Annotated in this window: 19 protein-coding genes; 7 read left to right on the top strand and 12 right to left on the bottom strand. The window is 63.5% G+C overall.

Translation table 11 applies throughout. From position 1 onward, the window contains the following. Positions 1–160 precede the first annotated feature (160 nt). The 4 genes from fabA to NFH97_RS10920 all read left to right on the top strand — a co-directional run bounded on the left by fabA (position 161) and on the right by NFH97_RS10920 (position 3,606). Entirely contained in the window at positions 161–676 is a 516-nt protein-coding gene (fabA, locus tag NFH97_RS10935) for a 3-hydroxyacyl-[acyl-carrier-protein] dehydratase FabA (protein WP_045990827.1), read from the top strand. A gap of 13 nt (positions 677–689) precedes the next feature. After that, on the top strand, positions 690–1,907 hold the full coding sequence (gene fabB, locus NFH97_RS10930; RefSeq protein ID WP_045990828.1) for a beta-ketoacyl-ACP synthase I: 1,218 nt from the start codon (positions 690–692) through the stop codon (positions 1,905–1,907). 292 nt (positions 1,908–2,199) lie between these two features. After that, positions 2,200–2,955 (top strand): metalloprotease LoiP, encoded by a 756-nt coding sequence (gene loiP / locus NFH97_RS10925; RefSeq protein WP_287165701.1) that lies wholly within the window; start codon positions 2,200–2,202, stop codon positions 2,953–2,955. Positions 2,956–3,042: 87 nt separating this feature from the next. Further along, positions 3,043–3,606: a PH domain-containing protein gene (locus tag NFH97_RS10920; RefSeq protein ID WP_287165702.1), complete on the top strand. Its 564-nt coding sequence runs from the start codon at positions 3,043–3,045 to the stop codon at positions 3,604–3,606. Positions 3,607–3,678: 72 nt separating this feature from the next. Here the strand turns inward: NFH97_RS10920 and NFH97_RS10915 are convergent, their stop codons facing one another. From NFH97_RS10915 to NFH97_RS10905, 3 genes are all read right to left on the bottom strand, one after another. Continuing rightward, a complete protein-coding gene (locus NFH97_RS10915; protein ID WP_045990830.1) occupies positions 3,679–4,434 on the bottom strand; it encodes a lysophospholipid acyltransferase family protein in 756 nt (251 codons plus the stop codon). Then, positions 4,431–5,327: a sugar nucleotide-binding protein gene (locus NFH97_RS10910; protein ID WP_045990831.1), complete on the bottom strand. Its 897-nt coding sequence runs from the start codon at positions 5,325–5,327 to the stop codon at positions 4,431–4,433. The genes NFH97_RS10915 and NFH97_RS10910 overlap by 4 nt, the downstream gene beginning before the upstream one ends. A 235-nt stretch (positions 5,328–5,562) precedes the next feature. Further along, positions 5,563–6,336 carry a sulfite exporter TauE/SafE family protein gene (locus NFH97_RS10905; RefSeq protein WP_045990832.1) on the bottom strand — a complete coding sequence of 258 codons (774 nt, stop codon included), beginning with the start codon at positions 6,334–6,336 and terminating at the stop codon, positions 5,563–5,565. Positions 6,337–6,540: 204 nt separating this feature from the next. On the opposite strand from NFH97_RS10905, the gene NFH97_RS10900 reads away from it, so the two are divergent. Continuing rightward, complete coding sequence (locus tag NFH97_RS10900; RefSeq protein WP_045990833.1) at positions 6,541–7,065, top strand: CinA family protein; 525 nt, start codon at positions 6,541–6,543, stop codon at positions 7,063–7,065. Between the two features lie 26 nt (positions 7,066–7,091). Continuing rightward, positions 7,092–7,922: an NAD(+) synthase gene (gene nadE / locus NFH97_RS10895; RefSeq protein ID WP_349624803.1), complete on the top strand. Its 831-nt coding sequence runs from the start codon at positions 7,092–7,094 to the stop codon at positions 7,920–7,922. Between the two features lie 193 nt (positions 7,923–8,115). On the opposite strand, the gene ssb is transcribed toward nadE, so the two are convergent. Together ssb and NFH97_RS10885 are read right to left on the bottom strand one after the other, a co-directional pair. Beyond that, entirely contained in the window at positions 8,116–8,778 is a 663-nt protein-coding gene (gene ssb / locus NFH97_RS10890) for a single-stranded DNA-binding protein (RefSeq protein ID WP_348814953.1), read from the bottom strand. Between the two features lie 254 nt (positions 8,779–9,032). Next, a complete protein-coding gene (locus NFH97_RS10885; protein ID WP_108133424.1) occupies positions 9,033–10,418 on the bottom strand; it encodes an MFS transporter in 1,386 nt (461 codons plus the stop codon). A 184-nt stretch (positions 10,419–10,602) separates the two neighbouring features. On the opposite strand from NFH97_RS10885, the gene uvrA reads away from it, so the two are divergent. Next, the gene (gene uvrA / locus NFH97_RS10880) at positions 10,603–13,473 is read left to right on the top strand and encodes an excinuclease ABC subunit UvrA (RefSeq protein ID WP_045990837.1); all 2,871 of its coding nucleotides are present in this window, start codon (positions 10,603–10,605) and stop codon (positions 13,471–13,473) included. A gap of 162 nt (positions 13,474–13,635) precedes the next feature. Here uvrA and NFH97_RS10875 read toward each other — a convergent pair whose 3' ends face one another. The 7 genes from NFH97_RS10875 to rpmJ all read right to left on the bottom strand — a co-directional run bounded on the left by NFH97_RS10875 (position 13,636) and on the right by rpmJ (position 17,597). Next, a complete protein-coding gene (locus NFH97_RS10875; protein ID WP_287165704.1) occupies positions 13,636–14,211 on the bottom strand; it encodes a lysozyme inhibitor LprI family protein in 576 nt (191 codons plus the stop codon). A 226-nt stretch (positions 14,212–14,437) separates the two neighbouring features. Next, positions 14,438–14,827 (bottom strand): 50S ribosomal protein L17, encoded by a 390-nt coding sequence (gene rplQ / locus NFH97_RS10870; protein ID WP_045990838.1) that lies wholly within the window; start codon positions 14,825–14,827, stop codon positions 14,438–14,440. A 39-nt stretch (positions 14,828–14,866) separates the two neighbouring features. Continuing rightward, the gene (locus NFH97_RS10865; protein WP_108133880.1) at positions 14,867–15,865 is read right to left on the bottom strand and encodes a DNA-directed RNA polymerase subunit alpha; all 999 of its coding nucleotides are present in this window, start codon (positions 15,863–15,865) and stop codon (positions 14,867–14,869) included. 80 nt (positions 15,866–15,945) lie between these two features. Beyond that, positions 15,946–16,566 (bottom strand): 30S ribosomal protein S4, encoded by a 621-nt coding sequence (gene rpsD, locus NFH97_RS10860; protein WP_045990840.1) that lies wholly within the window; start codon positions 16,564–16,566, stop codon positions 15,946–15,948. Between the two features lie 12 nt (positions 16,567–16,578). Then, complete coding sequence (gene rpsK, locus NFH97_RS10855; RefSeq protein WP_013331014.1) at positions 16,579–16,965, bottom strand: 30S ribosomal protein S11; 387 nt, start codon at positions 16,963–16,965, stop codon at positions 16,579–16,581. A gap of 39 nt (positions 16,966–17,004) precedes the next feature. Further along, positions 17,005–17,361: a 30S ribosomal protein S13 gene (gene rpsM / locus NFH97_RS10850; RefSeq protein ID WP_045990841.1), complete on the bottom strand. Its 357-nt coding sequence runs from the start codon at positions 17,359–17,361 to the stop codon at positions 17,005–17,007. Between the two features lie 122 nt (positions 17,362–17,483). Then, entirely contained in the window at positions 17,484–17,597 is a 114-nt protein-coding gene (rpmJ, locus tag NFH97_RS10845; RefSeq protein ID WP_031384759.1) for a 50S ribosomal protein L36, read from the bottom strand. Positions 17,598–17,620: the final 23 nt, after the last annotated feature.

Below are 17,620 nucleotides of genomic sequence, written 5' to 3'. Positions count from 1 at the left end.
GCCCGGAATCTGTAGTGTCAAAGCAGACTTTCTGTCTACCACGACCATGATCGAAGGCCCACGGGGTGCATTCAGCCCCCACGAACAGTAGACTAGGCAGGCCGCATGGCGGCAGATTGCCGTGCGCGGCGTACATCACTTCGACTCTCGGAACGCTCCAGTGACCAAGCAACACTCTTTTGATCGCGATGAACTGCTGGCTTGCAGCCGCGGTGAGCTGTTCGGCCCGGGCAATGCCCAGCTGCCGGCCCCCAACATGCTGATGCTCGACCGCATCACGCGTATTTACGAAGAGGGTGGCGAGTACGGAAAGGGCGAACTGATCGCCGAGCTCGATATCCGCCCTGACCTGTGGTTCTTCGATTGCCACTTTCCGGGCGACCCCGTCATGCCCGGCTGCCTCGGCCTCGATGCCATGTGGCAGCTGGTGGGCTTCTACCTCGGTTGGCTCGGTCACCCCGGACGCGGCCGGGCGCTGGGCTGCGGCGAGGTCAAGTTCAGCGGGCAGATCATGCCTGACGCCCAGAAGGTCACCTACCGCATCAATATCAAGCGCGTCATCACCCGCCGCCTGATTCTGGGCATGGCGGACGGCACCGTTTCCGTCGATGGCCGCGATATCTATCAGGCCAACGACCTGCGTGTCGGCCTGTTCACCTCCACCGCGAATTTCTGATCAGGAGGCTCCCATGCGACGAGTGGTAGTCACCGGTCTGGGCATCGTGTCGTGCCTGGGCAATGACCGGCAACAGGTACTCGAGGCACTCAAGAACGGCCAGTCCGGCATTCGTTTCAAGGAAGAATACGCCGAGCGTGGCTTCCGCAGCCACGTCGCCGGCGTGGTCGACATCGACCTGGACGAACTGGTGGACCGCAAGCTGCGCCGCTTCATGGGTGACGCTGCGGCCTACGCCTATGTCTCCATGGCCCAGGCCATCGAGGATTCCGGCCTCACGCCCGAGCAGGTGTCCAACGAACGTACCGGCTTGATCGCCGGGTCCGGCGGCGCCTCCAGCGCCAACCAGGTGGAGGCCGCCGACGTGATGCGCGAGAAGGGTCTGCGCCGTGTGGGCCCCTACCGGGTCACCCGCACCATGGGCAGCACCGTCTCGGCCTGTCTGGCGACCCCGTTCAAGATCAAGGGCGTGAACTACTCCATCTCTTCTGCCTGCGCCACCTCTGCCCACTGTATCGGTTCCGCCATGGAACAGATCCAGCTCGGCAAGCAGGACGTGGTATTCGCCGGCGGCGGCGAGGAGGAGCACTGGACGCTGTCGTGTCTGTTCGACGCCATGGGTGCGCTGTCGACCAGCTACAACGACGACCCGCAGACCGCCTCTCGCCCCTACGACAAGAGCCGCGACGGCTTCGTCATCGCCGGCGGCGGCGGCATGCTGGTGCTTGAAGAGCTCGAGCACGCCAAGGCTCGCGGCGCCAAGATCTACGCCGAGGTGGTCGGCTACGGCGCCACCTCCGACGGCAAGGACATGGTCGCGCCGTCAGGTGAAGGCGCCATTCGCTGCATGCGCCAGGCCATGGCCAGCGTCGACGGCGACATCGACTACATCAACACCCATGGCACCTCCACGCCGGTGGGCGATGTGGCCGAGCTCAAGGCGGTGCGCGAGGTCTTCGGTGACAGCACCCCGGCGATGAGTTCCACCAAGTCTCTGACCGGGCATTCCCTGGGCGCCACCGGCGTGCAGGAAGCGATCTACTCGCTATTGATGATGGAGAACGACTTCATCGCCGCCTCGGCCAACGTCAGCGACCTGGACGACGAGGCCCAGGGCTTCGATATCGTCACCAGCCGCCGTGATGGCGTGAAGCTGGATCGCGTACTGTCCAACAGCTTCGGCTTCGGCGGTACCAATGCCTGTCTGGTGCTGCAGCGCTTCAACGACTGATCCAGCCCGGCCAGGTAGTAACACGACGGCGCCCCTCGGGGCGCCGTCGTTGTTTGTGGATAGCGCTATTCCCACTGCCAGGGAGAGCAAGACGATATTGCTGACAAAGTGTTGTCTGAAAAACACGAAAAATGGGTAGGTTTGTTGCGCTGCAATAGCGCGTGCTACAACTCCGAACACGGTCAGCTTGCGCTCCAGAAACTCCCGTCGCGATCCTGCGCGCGCAACCGCCGATCAGGACCCTGTCCTGCAGGAACCATCCCGACTCCCTCTTTCATCAAGGATGATGAGCATGAACCTACGCCTTACGCTTTCTCTCGCCGTGCTTGGCTGCACCAGCCTGCTGACCGGCTGCGAGAACATGTCCACCGACAGCATGATCAACACCGGGCTCGCCGGCTTCAACGCCGCCACCATCAGCGACGCCGAGGTCAAGGCCATGTCTGACCAGAGCTGCCAGCAGATGGACAGCCAATCCGTCCTGGCGTCGCCCGACTCTGAGTATGCACAGCGCCTAAAAAGCATTGCCGACCACCTGGGTCACCAGATCGAAGGCACCCCGGTCAACTACAAGGTCTACATGACCGACGACATCAACGCCTGGGCCATGGCCAACGGCTGCGTGCGTGTCTACAGCGGGCTGATGGACATGATGAACGACAACGAGATCGAGGGCGTACTGGGCCACGAACTCGGCCACGTGGCCCTGGGGCATAGCCGCAAGCGCATGCAGACGGCCTACGCCACCGCGATCGCCCGGGATGCCATGGCGGCATCTGGCAACAGCGCGATGGCGACCCTGTCGGACTCCCAACTGGGTGACCTGAGCGAGCAGTTCATCAACGCCCAGTTCTCCCAGAGTCAGGAAAGCGACGCCGACAACTTCTCTTTCGACCTGCTGACCGAGCGGGGCATCCCGCGCGAGGGGCTGATGACCGGCTTCCAGAAGTTCGCCGATCTCGACGGCGGCGAAAGCAGCCTGATGTCGTCACACCCGGGCTCCATGGAACGCGCCGACAATATTCGCGAGCGCCTGGCCAACGGCTAGGACTGACGATAGGTGGCAGCTTCAGCCCTTTCATGCTCGGAGCTGCCACACTCGCTTTGCCCGCATCAACGACAAAAGGAGAAGACCATGAGCGGCAGCACCTCGAATGAAAGCGTTATCGCAACGCTGAAGCCTTCGATTTTGGCGGGAGTGGGTTCACTGATAGTTGGATTGTTGCTCGCATCAATCGGCACATACTATTTAGTACATGTTGCCGTTTATCTTTATGGGTTTCTCATCAGCCTGCACATTCCAGGCAGTTCAATCATCTTGAACCGATCCTGCGCCATCATCACTGTTTGGGTGATCTGTCTTATTATTCCCATCTGCAAGATCATTGGCTTGGCCACCACCAAGTTTGATATCACACCGCGCCGAGTCTACTACTATCACGGCGTCTTGAATCGCCGCGTGGATCAGTTGGAGATCGCACGCATCCGCGACCTGTCGACATCAGAGCCTTTGCTGCTCAGGCTCTTTGGCTTGGGTAACCTGATACTGCTGACGGCAGACCGGACCCATCCGCGCCAACTTATTCCCGGCATCAAGGACGTCCACGGCATGCGAGAGCGTGTACATGACCTGAGCGTTGCCGAAAGACAGCGGACAGGCTATCAGGAGATGGAAAACACCACCGAAGCGACGGCTTGACCGCCTTTTCTCTCGGCGATCGGCGATGATGCCGAGCGCCCCAAGACCGGCTCCAGTGGGGCCGGATCGCGTTCAGCGACTGACACTGCGCGCCAGTTCTTCGGGCGCGGGTCTCGGCACGCTGGAGATCTCTTCCAGGCGCGCCTCGATCCAGGCTTCGGTCTCGACCAGCACCTCTTCAGGGGTGCGTCCTTCGGTGGCGATAGGCTCGCCCACCACCAGCGAGATGCGGCCAGGCCGCTTGATCCAGTCACGCCCCGGCCAGCATTCGCCGGCGTTGTGGGCCACCGGCACCACCGGCACCCCGGCGCGGCAGGCGATCACCGCCCCACTCTTGTTGTAGCGGCGACGCTTGCCTGGCTCTACCCGGGTTCCCTCGGGAAAGATCAGCACCGACAACCCCTCCTTGAGCCGCTGGCCTCCCTGGCTCAGTACCTGGCGCATGGCCCGGGCAGGCTTGGAGCGGTCCAGGGCGATGGGGTGCAACAGGCGCAGCCCCCAGCCAAAGATCGGAAAGTTCAACAGTTCCTTCTTGAGCACCGTGCACACCGGAGGCTTGAGCAACTGCAGGTAGACGGTTTCCCACTCGCACTGGTGATTGGACAGGATCACCACCGGCCCATCGGGCAGTTTTTCACGCCCCTTCATCTCGTAGCGCACCCCGCACACCAGGCTGAACCAGGCGATGATGAAGTGGTTGTAGAGGTTGAGCAGCCGATAGCGCGAGCGCAGTGGCAGCAGCGGCGCCGGCGGCAGAAACAGCAAGCCACACACCAGCATCGCGGCAAAATAGCCAATATAGAAGATCACGCTGCGCAGCAGATTCATGCGTCCTTCCCCTGACTCGTCGCCTGGCAGGCCACGTCTTCCCGCGCTCGACACCAGGTGTCGAGCATGCGACCCACCTCGAGCCGCCAGGGTTTCTGGTGTACCCCGAACACTTCCAGCACCCGGCGACAGTTGAGTACCCGGCGCAGCGGCTGATCATGGTGGTGGCTGAGCGCCTTCACCTCGCCCAGCGCGATATTTTCGCCCTGGCCTTCCAGACGCGTGCCCAACTGGGTGCGCACCATGCACACGAACGTATAGGCGCTGACCGGCTCTACCCCGGCCAGATGGTAGCTGCCCCAGGCATTGGCGCCGCAGGACTGCTGCTGCAGCATGCCGATCAGCGCCATGGCCACGGCATCAGCGGACGTCGGGCACAGGGTCACGTCGGTCTCGGCGGGCACGGTGCCACCATCGATCAGGGTATCGAGCAGTTCGCCGAGCCAGGCGTGGCTACCCTCCAGGGCGAACATGGGACCGACCCGCACGATCAGGTGCTCGGGGCACTCGGCACGGATGCGGTCGCCCGTCGCCACCAGCCGGCGCAGCCCCTCGTCCCGGGGGGCCGGAATCACGTGCTCGTCGATGGGCGAATCGTGGCCATCCTCGTAGAGCTGGTCACAGACGCACCACACCAGCGGTATGCCAACGTCACGGCACGCCTCCATGCAGGCCTCGACCGCCTCGGCGTGTTCGACCACCGCAGCGGGCGGCACGCTGAAGGGGCGCGACAAGGGGGGAATGATCAGCGCGTCCGGCGCCAGCGTACGCAGCGCTTCAGGATCCACGCGGGTCGCGGGATCGATCACCAGCTCGGTATCACCGCGCCGATTGCTTTCCCGCGCCAGGGCCAGGGACAGACAATGCCCGGCGTCCAGAATCAGCAGCTTCACGACGACTCCTCGTCCATGAGAGCGCCGCACGAGACTCGTACGACGCCCTGGCGTTACGGCCGGTGTCCAGACGCTGCGACAGGAATAGCGGCGAGAACCGCCACTCGCACATCACGCCCGAGGACACCAAAGGGCCATATTCTACACCAACTGCTCATCGATCAGCGCCCCTCTTGGAGGTAGCAGACTCTCGCCATCCATCGAGGTGGAAACGTCTGGCTGCCGGTTGGCGCGATCAGCCGACGCTGGTCGCAAGGCCCACCAGGCTGACCGCCACCAGCACCACCCCGAGCACCCGGAAGAACACCTCGGAGCGAGCACCGAGCAGCGCCTGGTGGACCCGCTCGCCGAGTACATGGCCCACCATGGCGCAGGGCAACAGCCACAGGTGATGCTCGAGCTGCAGGTCCACTCCGGCGATGATGAAGGACACCATCTTGATCACCACCAGGATGAACCACAGCACAAACAGGGTGTCGCGCAACTGGTGCTTGGCCACATGGGAAGCGAATACCGCGACGATCAGCGGAGCGCCGATCAGCGATGCTCCACTGACGTAGCCGCCCAGCGCCAGCAGCACCACGTCCACCGTCTTGCTGCGGCTACGAAAGGGGCGATTGAGGGCGTAGCTGGCGCCGTAGACGATCACGATCACGAAGATCACCGCCGTCATCAGCTCAGCCGGCAGGGTCAAGAGGCCAACCACGCCGATCAGCTTGGGCACGATCATGATCGCCAGCGCGCGCTTCAAGTAGCGCCAGTCGATATTGCTGTCTCCGGTATTGCCGGTCTGCTGGATCTGACGATGGCCGCGCCAGGCGATCCAGCTCGAGAAGATCAACAGATGCACCGCCACCAGCGGCAGGAACACCAGTGGCTCATCGAGCACCAGCAGCAGGAAGGGCAGCGCCAGCACCGCCCCACCGAACCCCAGACTGGAGCGCACGAAACCGCTCCAGCAGAAGATCAGCCCGATCAACGCGTACTGGTACCACAACAGATCCTGCATCCGCCGCTCCCTCTGGATCACCACTAAAATTATTTGTCTGCTTATCACTTTAGCCTGTCTGGCTGCACGGCAACATAAGACATCAGTGGAGATAGAGAGGCATCCGTCTCGCAAGGAGTGGGTTGGAAGACCCGGCCTTCAGCCCCTATGCTGAATTTGCCAAAACGAGCATTTCCCACTCTCATCATCGCAGGAGAGCACGCCATGGAATGGCTGGAAGATCTTGTCGACTACCTGACCGAGCACGACATCAAGCTGGCCACCGCGGAGTCCTGCACCGCCGGTCTGATCGCCTCGGAACTGGCCCGCGTACCTGGCAGCGGCCAGGTCATCGACAGCGGACTGGCCGTCTACTCGCCCGAGGCCAAGAACCGCTACCTGGGGATCCCCTTCGAGACCATCTCGCGCTACGGCCTGACCGGCGAGGAGATCACCCGGGAGATGGTGCTGGGCACCCTGAACAACTCCAACGCCAAGCTGGCGATCGCCAACACCGGCATCGCCGGCCCAGGCGAACCCGAGGATGGACCGCCCAAGGGCACGGTGTGCCTGGGCTGGGGTTTTCGCTACGAGGACAAGATCTACGTGATCACCACCACCGAGCATTTCGACGGGGATCGCAACGAGGTCCGCCTGGCGGCGGCCCATCATGCCCTCAAACGGGTGTGTGACTGGCATCGCGACATTCGCGACGGCAAGCTCGCGCCCTACTGGCGTGAGCACGACTGACACCCCAATCCCGCAAGGAGGCACGGATGACCCACGACGATATCGACCAGTTGCAGCGCATCATCGCGCGTGAACTCGAAGTCCAGCCCGGGGCGGACATCAGGGATGAAATTCAGCGGCGCCAGGCGTTTCTGATCGACCAGCTTCACACCACCGGCCAGCACTGCCTGGTGCTCGGCATCAGTGGCGGCGTGGACTCGACCAGCGCCGGCCTGCTGGCCCAGCGGGCGGTCGAGGCGGCGCGGGAGCGACTGCCCGAAGCACGCTTCATCGCCATGCGTCTGCCCTATGGCGAGCAGCAGGATAATGACGACGCCAGGCAGGCGCTGGACGCCATCCAGCCGGACGAGTGCCTGACGGTCAATATCAAGCCGGCCAGCGACGCCATGCTGGAAACGCTGGAGCAGGCAGGCCTTGAGTTTCGCGACCAGGCCCACCGCGACTTCGTGATGGGCAATATCAAGGCGCGCCAGCGGATGATCGCCCAGTACGCCGTGGCCGGCGCTCAAGGTGGCCTGGTCATCGGCACCGACCAGGCCGCCGAGGCAGTGATGGGCTTCTACACCAAGCACGGTGACGGTGCCTGCGACCTGGTGCCACTGGCCGGCCTGACCAAGGGCCAGGTCCGCGACATGGCTGCACAGCTGGGCGTCCCGGACACCCTGGTCAACAAGGTGCCGACGGCGGACCTGGAGTCACTGCGCCCGCAGTTGAGTGACGAGGAAGCCCTCGGCGTCAGCTACGCCGCCATCGACCGCTTCCTCACCGGCGAGAGTGTCGCCCCCGAGGACGCCGAGCGCATCATCGCCACCTGGCGGCGCACCGCCCACAAGCGTGCCATGCCCAAGACGCCCTGATACCCCGGGCACTTGAGGCGAAGCGCCTTGGCCGAAGAGAGACGCTGCAAGAGAAAGAGGCACTGGGCGAGAAGAGGCACTGCACTGAAGAGGCGCTGACCAAAAAAGAAGACCCGGAACGCAAGGAGGCCCTGCCGATGCAGGGCCTCCTTGGTTTGCTAATGACGCTATTTGATGGCATCCACAACGGGACTTAGAACGGGATCTCGTCGTCGAAGTCGTCGAAGTTGCCCGGGTCCGGTGCGCCGAAGCCGCCCTTCTGACCACCGCCCTGGTTGGGCGCCTGCTGGGGCGGACGGTTCTGCTGAGCGCCACCCTGCTGGCCACCGCCAAAGTTGCCGCCCTGCTGGGGCTGGCCACCGCCAAAGTTGCCGCCCTGCTGGGGCTGGCCGCCACCGAAGTTGCCACCCTGCTGGGGCTGGCCACCACCGAAGTTGCCACCCTGCTGGGGCTGACCACCGCCGAAGTTGCCGCCGCCCTGAGGGCCGCCGCCGAAGCCGCCACCCTGGCCGCCTTCACCGCGACCATCGAGCATCTGCATGTCGTTGGCGACGATCTCGGTGGAGTAGCGATCCTGGCCGTTCTGGTCCTGCCATTTGCGAGTCTGCAGGCGGCCTTCGATGTACAGCTTCGAGCCCTTCTTGAGGTACTGCTGGGAAATCTCGGCCAGCTTGTTGAACATCACCACCCGGTGCCATTCGGTGCGTTCCTGGCGCTGGCCGCTCTGGCGGTCCATCCAGGTATCGGTGGTCGCGAGGTTCAGGTTGGCCACGGCGGTGCCGGACGGTGTAAAGCGCACCTCCGGATCCTGGCCGAGGTTGCCGATGAGGATGACCTTGTTGACGCCACGGGCCATGGTTGACTCCTTGATGCAGACAATGGGTGCCGGGCCGGCGGGCAGGATAGCTGCCACGCCCCCGGTGACAATCGGTCGGCGTCGATCGGTCGACGCCACAAAAGCGGATGTCGCTACTATACGCGAGATCGAGACGATTCGCCGCCGTGAAGAACGCCTCGGCACTCGAGCGCAGACAGTGTGCGGCGACGTGATGTCGCGACAAGGTGCCGACACTATCTACCGCGACTATCTACCGCGGCTATCTACCGCTACTAGGAGCGCTGGGTCGAAGAACGGGTCAGCCGCGCCAGCGCCTCGGTGTCCAGGGTGGCGCGATCCACCTTCAAGTAAGCCAGCCGCTCTTCCGGCACCACCAGCACGTCCTCGACACCGGCGACGGCGGCAAAGCGCGCCATCAGGTTGTCCAGGGTATCGCTCTCGTGTTCGTCGGCCAGGGCCACCACCTCGCTGGACAGGTGGCGCGGTGCGCGCATGCCGAGCATCAGCACGAACCAGCCAAGCCCCAGCAGCGCTGCCCCCAGGAACACCGCCGACAGCCCGAACTGCTGGGCCAGGAAGCCGCCCATCACGCCACCGAGGAAGGCCCCCAGGAACTGGCTGGTGGAATAGACCCCCATGGCCGTGCCCTTGGCCCCGGCCGGCGCCAGCTTGCTGATCATCGACGGCAGGGTGGCCTCGAGCAGGTTGAAGGCGGTAAAGAAGGCCAACAGCCAGGCGCCCAGGGCTACCAGGCCCGAACCGGCGAGGCCCAGCCCGACAAGACTCAGGGTGATGGTGGCGATGGCGCCGAGGCACATCAGCTTCATCTTGCGCTTCTTCTCGGCCACGATCACCAGCGGCACCATGGCGACGAAGGACAGCCCCATCACCACCAGGTAGACCAGGCCATGGCGGGCTTCGACGACACCGGCATCGACCAGCTTGAACGGCACGGCGGTGAAGATCGCCATCAGGATCAGGTGCAGGCTGAAGATGGAGGCGTCCATGCGCCACAGGTCCATGCGCCCGAGGATGCTGGCGAGCTGCCCGCGATCGAGGCCGACGTCACGATGGCCGCGCCGGCGCGGCGCCGGCGGCACCAGTTTCCACAGCACCAGCATCCCCAGCGCCGCCAGCAGGGCGGTGAAGTAGAACACCCCGGCCAGGCCAAAGTGGCTGGCCACCAGCGGGCCGAGCACCATGGCGACGCCAAAGGCCACGCCGATCGACAGACCGATGGTCGCCATGGCGGCGGTGCGAACCTGCTCGCGGGTCTGGTCGGCCAGAAGCGCCATGATGGCGGCGGCCACCGCACCGCTGCCCTGCAGACTGCGACCGACAATCATCATGGCGATGGAGTCCGCCTGGGCGGCGACCACGCTGCCGATCAGAAACAGCCCCAAGCCAGCAGCAATCACCGGCTTGCGCCCGATGCGATCCGACAGCAGACCGAAGGGAATCTGCAGTACCGCCTGGGTCAGGCCATAGACGCCGAGCGCCAGCCCCACCAGCAGAGGGGTGGCCCCGACCAGGTGGTCGGCGTTGAGGGCGAGTACGGGCAACACCATGAACAGCCCGAGCATGCGTGTGGCGTAGAGCCCCGCCAGACCGACGATGGCGCGCCGCTCGGAGGCTAACAAGAGTCTGGCCTTGGACATGAACGAATTCCGGCTTGAGAGCGGGGAGAGAGCCCCGAAGGTGGACCGCATATTCTAGCGCCTGGGGGCGATCCAGAAAATGCCGACACTCGAGTCATTTCACAAGCGTCTTTTCACCGGTGGCTTTGCCGGCCGGGCGACCGGCCACGTATAATTGACCTTTTGCCGCGTCTTCGAGGTGGGAATGGACAAGATTCTGGTCAGGGGTGCCCGCACCCACAACCTCAAGCAGATCGACGTCGAACTACCCCGTGACAAGCTGATCGTGGTCACCGGGCTGTCTGGCTCCGGCAAGTCGTCGCTGGCCTTCGATACCCTCTACGCCGAGGGGCAGCGCCGCTACGTGGAGTCGCTGTCCACCTATGCGCGCCAGTTCCTGTCGATGATGGAAAAGCCCGACGTGGACCATATCGAGGGGCTGTCGCCGGCGATCTCCATCGAGCAGAAGTCCACCTCCCACAACCCGCGCTCCACCGTCGGCACCATCACCGAGATCTACGATTACCTGCGCCTGCTGTTCGCCCGTGCCGGCACCCCGCGCTGCCCGGAACACGGCGAGGACCTCGAGGCCCAGACCATCTCGCAGATGGTCGACCAGGTGATGGCGCTGCCGGAAGGCAGCAAGCTGATGCTGCTGGCCCCGGTGGTCAGCGGTCGCAAGGGCGAGCACCTGCAGCTGCTGGCAGAGCTGCGCTCCCAGGGCTTTGTACGCGCCATGGTCGACGGCCAGGTGCTGGAACTCGACGACGTGCGCCCGCTGGACAAGAACCGCAAGCACGACATCAGCGTGGTGGTGGACCGCATCAAGGTACGCGAAGGCCTCGAGCAGCGCCTGGCGGAATCCTTCGAGACCGCCCTGGGTCTGGCCGACGGTACCGCCATGGTCCACTTCATGGACGGTGAACAGGACGACATGGCGTTCTCGGCACGCTTCGCCTGTCCGGTCTGCGGCTACTCCATCGCCGAACTCGAACCGCGGATGTTCTCGTTCAACAACCCGGCCGGCGCCTGCCCCACCTGCGACGGCCTGGGGGTGCAGCAGTTCTTCGACCCGGAAAAGCTGATCAGCCACCCGGAGCTGTCCCTGGCGGAAGGCGTGATCAAGGGCTGGGACCGGCGCAGCGTCTACTACTTCAACCAGCTGAAGTCGGTGGCCGAGCACTACCGCTTCACCCTCGAGACCCCGTGGCAGGATCTGGCCCGTCACGAGCGCGAGGTGATCCTCAACGGCAGCGGCAAGGACGACATCGCCTTCAGCTACGTCAATGATCGCGGCAAGAAGGTCACCCGCGAGCATCCCTTCGAGGGCGTGCTGCCGAACATGCAGCGCCGCTACCGCGAGACCGAGTCAAGCATGGTCCGCGAGGAACTCGCCCGCTATATCGCGGTGCAGCCCTGCCGCACCTGCGAGGGCTCGCGCCTGCGCAAGGAAGCCCGCCACGTGTTCGTCGACGACACCACTCTGCCCGAGGTGGTGCGCCTGCCGATCGGCGACGCCCAGCGCTACTTCAGTGAACTGAGCCTGCCTGGTCGGCGCGGCGAGATCGCCGAGAAGATCCTCAACGAGATCTCGGCCAGACTCGAGTTTCTGGTCAACGTCGGCCTCGACTACCTCAACCTGGAGCGCAGCGCCGAGACCCTGTCCGGTGGCGAGGCCCAGCGCATCCGCCTGGCCAGCCAGATCGGTGCCGGCCTGGTGGGCGTGATGTACATCCTCGACGAGCCCTCCATCGGCCTGCACCAGCGCGACAACGACCGCCTGCTGCAGACCCTGGAACGCCTGCGCGACCTGGGTAACACGGTGATCGTGGTCGAACACGACGAGGACGCGATTCGTGCCGCCGACCATGTCCTCGACATCGGCCCCGGCGCCGGTGTCCATGGCGGCGAGATCGTCGCCGAGGGCACCCCGGAGGAGGTCATGGCCAACCCGGCCTCGCTGACCGGTCAGTACCTGTCCGGTACCCGCGCCATCGAGGTACCGCCCTGGCGCATCCCCGGCAACCCGGAAAAGATGCTCAAGCTCACCGGCGCCTCGGGCAACAACCTCCAGGACGTCACCCTGGAGCTGCCGCTGGGGCTGTTCGTGTGCGTCACCGGGGTGTCCGGCTCGGGCAAGTCGACCTTGATCAACTCGACCCTGATGCCGATCGCCGCGCGCGAGCTGAACAAGGCCACTACCCTGACGCCGTCGCCCTACACCGGCATCGAGGGGCTCGATCAGCTCGACAAGATCATCGACATCGACCAGAGCCCGATCGGCCGCACGCCGCGCTCCAACCCGGCGACCTACACCGGCATCTTCACCCCCATTCGCGAACTGTTCGCCGGCACCCAGGAGGCGCGCTCACGCGGCTACAAGCCCGGCCGCTTCTCGTTCAACGTCAAGGGCGGGCGCTGCGAGGCGTGTCAGGGCGAGGGCATGATCAAGGTCGAGATGCACTTCCTGCCGGATATCTATGTGCCCTGCGACGTGTGCAAGGGCAAGCGCTACAACCGCGAGACCCTGGATATCCACTACAAGGGCAAGACCATCGATGAGGTGCTGGAGATGACCGTGGAGGAGGCGCTGGAGTTCTTCAGCCCGGTGCCCGCCATCGCCCGTCGTCTGCAAACCCTGGTCGACGTGGGCCTGACCTACATCCGACTGGGCCAGAGCGCCACCACCCTGTCCGGCGGCGAGGCCCAGCGGGTCAAGCTGGCCCGGGAGCTGGCCAAGCGCGATACCGGCAAGACCCTGTACATCCTCGACGAGCCCACCACCGGCCTGCACTTCGAGGACATCCGCCAGCTGCTGACGGTCCTGCACCGGCTGCGCGACCACGGCAACACCGTGGTGGTCATCGAGCACAACCTTGACGTGATCAAGACCGCCGACTGGCTGATCGATCTGGGCCCGGAGGGCGGCTCCGGCGGTGGACGCATCATCGCCGAAGGCACCCCGGAACAGCTCGCCGAGATGGAGGTCTCCCACACCGGGCGCTTCCTCAAGCCGCTGCTCAAACGCGCCGCCCCCACCTCGCGCAAGGGCGACAAGGAAACCGCGACCGCCTGAGGCCCGCGGGTGGAACGCGTGTAGCCGCAGCGACAATCGAAAGCAGCGATGAAAGAAGCAGCGAAAGGGGAAGGCCAAGGCCTTCCCCTTTTCTGTTCCTGATGGTTCGCTCTTTGTTTCACACAGAAGCGCGAGGACACAGCAGCGTCAGCCACACCCTACCTAAAGGCTGCTCTCGTGCAGGATGCCCTTCAAGGCAAGCGCCCGCCGGGCGGTCTGTTCAAGCTGACAGGCGGCCGCGACGACGCTGCGGATGGTGCCATCCTGATAGCGGGCATAGGCGTAGCCGCACTCGGCGTCGCGGAAGGTGATCCAGGCACGCTGCACGTCTCTTAGCGCGTCCACCCGAGAGATACCCACGTCAGGATTCCCCTCGTCCTGCTCGCGCATCAGCGCGCGCAGCTCCTGGTACTGGGCGTTGAGCAGTTCATCCCAGACCCGGGTCTCCTGGGCCAGACAATCGACGATGCCCAGGGTCGTGGCCCCGCCCGGGCTCTGCTGGCAGGCGTCGGCGGCGAGTCCGATGCAGTCACCCACCGCCCCCTGGCCCATCTGTACAAAGCAGTCGCGCACCTCGGCGGTGTCGACCGTGGGCGCCGTACTGCCCCCCTCCTCGGCCAATGATGACGCCTGGGCAGCCTCCTTGCCCGCTTCTCGAGGATCGCCCGGCGTCTGCGCCACGGCGATGACTGGCGATAGCACCAGCATCGACAACAGCCTCTGCCACGTCCTTTGCATGCCTTCCCCCGATACCTTGTCCCTGACTGACAGCATAGGGGAAGCCACGCCGTGCGGACACACAGCCCTGGCGCTTATGTCATCGCTGCCCCTGGATGCCAGCCCTCTCGGGCCGGCCCAGCTTCCGACCATCATGCCCAAGAGTCCCGTCGACAAATGACAGACATAAAAAAACCGACACCCGGAGGTGTCGGTTTCGCGTCGTGTCGAAGCGCTGTCGAAAGGATTACTCCTCGCCGACGGCCTCTTCTTCAACGACGGGGCGATCGACCAGCTCGACGTAGGCCATGGGGGCGTTATCGCCGGTGCGGAAACCGCACTTGAGAATACGGACGTAACCGCCCGGACGCTCGACGTAACGCGGACCCAGCTCATTGAAGAGCTTGCCGACCGCTTCCTTCGAGCGGGTACGGCTGAAGGCCAGACGCCGGTTGGCGACGCTGTCTTCCTTGGCCAGGGTGATGAGCGGCTCGATATGACGACGCAGCTCCTTGGCCTTGGGAAGGGTTGTCTTGATCACTTCGTGCTCGACCAGCGACACGCTCATGTTGCGAAACATGGCCTGGCGGTGCGAGCTGGTACGATTGAGGTGACGACCACTCTTACGATGACGCATGGTTGTGATTCCTTACCAAACTGGGACTCGAGCCGACGCTTAGGCGGTGGCCTTGTCGTCCTTCAGGCTAGCCGGCGGCCAATTTTCAAGCCGCATGCCAAGGGACAGACCACGAGCAGCCAACACGTCCTTGATCTCGTTCAAGGACTTCTTGCCGAGGTTCGGGGTCTTCAACAGCTCCACCTCGGTGCGCTGAATCAGATCGCCGATGTAGTAGATATTCTCGGCTTTCAGGCAGTTGGCGCTACGAACGGTCAACTCGAGATCGTCTACGGGGCGCAGCAGGATGGGATCGATATGATCCTCTTCCTCGACCACTTCCTGTTCCTTGTCGGCTTCCAGGTCGACGAACGCTGCCAGCTGCTCTTGCAGGATGGTCGCGCTGCGACGGATCGCCTCTTCCGGATCCAGGGTGCCGTCGGTTTCCAGGTTGATGATCAGCTTGTCGAGGTCGGTGCGCTGTTCGACGCGGGCGGCTTCGACGCTGTAGGAAACGCGGCGCACGGGGCTGAAGGTCGCATCCAGCTGCAGACGGCCGATGGCGCGTGTCTCGTCGTCGGCTTCGCTGCGGACATCCGCAGGCTCATAGCCGCGACCACGGGCCACCTTCAGCTGCATCTTGAGCTCGGCGCCTTCATTGACGTGGGCGATGACGTGCTCGGGGTTGACCACTTCGACGTCGTGATCGACGGCGATGTCACCAGCGGTGACGACGGCCGGGCCCTGCTTGTTCAGCGAGAGCATCGCCTCGTCGCGGCTGTGCATCTTGATCGCCACGTCCTTGAGGTTCAGGAGGATTTCGATGACATCTTCCTGGACACCCTCAATCGCGCTGTACTCATGGTCGACACCAGCGATCTCGGTCTCCACCACGGCGCAGCCGGGCATGGACGAGAGCAGGATACGACGCAGAGCATTGCCCAACGTGTGGCCGAAGCCACGCTCGAACGGCTCGAGCACGATCTTTGCGTGGTGTGCGCTGATCTCTTCGACCTTGATGTCGCGAGGACGGAGAAACTCTGTCACTGAACGCTGCATATGAACACCTTTCAGGCTGCCAAACGAATACTCGGTAATAATCGCCGCCCTCCCGGAGGAGGGCGGCGCGGACGGACCGCTTACTTCGAGTACAGCTCGACGATCAGTTGCTCGTTGATGTCGGCAGTCAGGTCACCGCGCTCAGGCAGGGCCTTGAAGGTGCCTTCCATCTTCTTGGCGTCGAGTTCGATCCAGGCCACGTCGCCACGGTTGGCGGCGATGCTCAGGGCGTTCTGGATACGCGCCTGTTGCTTGGCCTTTTCACGAACGGATACCACGTCGCCGGGCTTGACCTGGTAGGAGGCCACGTTGACGGTCTTGCCGTTGACGGCAATCGCCTTGTGGCTTACCAGCTGACGAGCCTCGGAGCGAGTGGCGCCAAAGCCCATGCGGTAGACGACGTTGTCCAGTCGGGACTCAAGCAGCTGCAGCAACAACTCACCGGTCGCACCCTTCAGGCGGGCGGCTTCCTTGTAGTAGTTGCGGAACTGCTTTTCGAGTACGCCGTACATGCGACGTACTTTCTGCTTCTCGCGAAGCTGCAAGCCGTAGTCGGAAAGACGCTGACGGCGCTGGCCGTGCACACCCGGAATCTGTTCGGATTTGCACTTTTTCTCGAAGGGAGTGACACCGCTCTTGAGGAAGAGGTCGGTACCTTCCCGGCGAGACAGTTTGCACTTCGGTCCAATGTAACGAGCCATGAATCTGTCTCCTTAAACGCGGCGTTTCTTCGGCGGACGGCAGCCATTGTGGGGAATGGGCGTCGCGTCGGTGATGCTTTGCACGCGGAAGCCGGCGGCGTTGAGTGCACGCACGGCGGATTCACGGCCAGGACCGGGGCCCTTGACCAGCACGTCGACGTTTTTCACACCATACTCGGCTGCAGCAGTTGCTGCACGCTCGCTTGCCACTTGAGCAGCGAACGGGGTGCTCTTGCGAGAACCACGAAAACCCGAACCACCGGCTGTCGCCCAGGAAAGAGCGTTGCCCTGGCGGTCTGTGATCGTAATGATCGTGTTGTTAAAAGAGGCATGGATATGCGCAACGGCATCCACTACCTGCTTTTTAACCTTTTTACGGTTGCTACGCGGGTTAGCCATGTTGATGTCAATTCCTGTCTTTACGCCAGAACGTGCGTGTTATTTGCGGATCGGCTTACGCGGTCCCTTACGGGTACGCGCGTTGGTCTTGGTGCGCTGACCGCGCATCGGAAGACCACGACGATGACGCAGACCACGGTAGCAACCCAAGTCCATGAGACGCTTGATGTTCAGCGTCACATCACGACGAAGGTCGCCTTCAACGGTATACTTGCCGACTTCACTACGCAGGCTGTCGATCTCTTCAGATGACAGATCCTGGATCTTGGTGGTCGGCGCGATGCCGGTCGCTTCACAGATTTCCTGTGCGCGAGTACGGCCAATCCCGAAGATGTAGGTCAGCGAGATCGCCGCATGCTTGTTGTCCGGGATATTGACGCCTGCAATACGGGCCATCAGCTTACTCCGAAGTTTGAGCGGCTTGCTCGGTTAATCAACTACAAAAGGCGCAATAGCATACCCCCTTCCCGTCATTAGGGCAAGGGGTATGCCAGCACCCGGTTCAATTCAGGCCAGGATTAACCCTGGCGCTGCTTGTGCCGCGGCTCGGTGCAGATGACGCGAACAGCGCCATTGCGACGAATGATCTTGCAATTGCGGCACATTTTCTTCACGGAAGCTCGAACTTTCATCGTTCTCTCCAAAATCGGCTTGC

The sequence above is a fragment of the Halomonas sp. SCS19 genome (assembly GCF_040147015.1).
Lineage (GTDB): Bacteria > Pseudomonadota > Gammaproteobacteria > Pseudomonadales > Halomonadaceae > Halomonas > Halomonas litopenaei.
The sequence above is the reverse complement of the archived record's forward strand: the minus strand, read 5'-3'. Positions and strand labels throughout refer to the sequence as shown.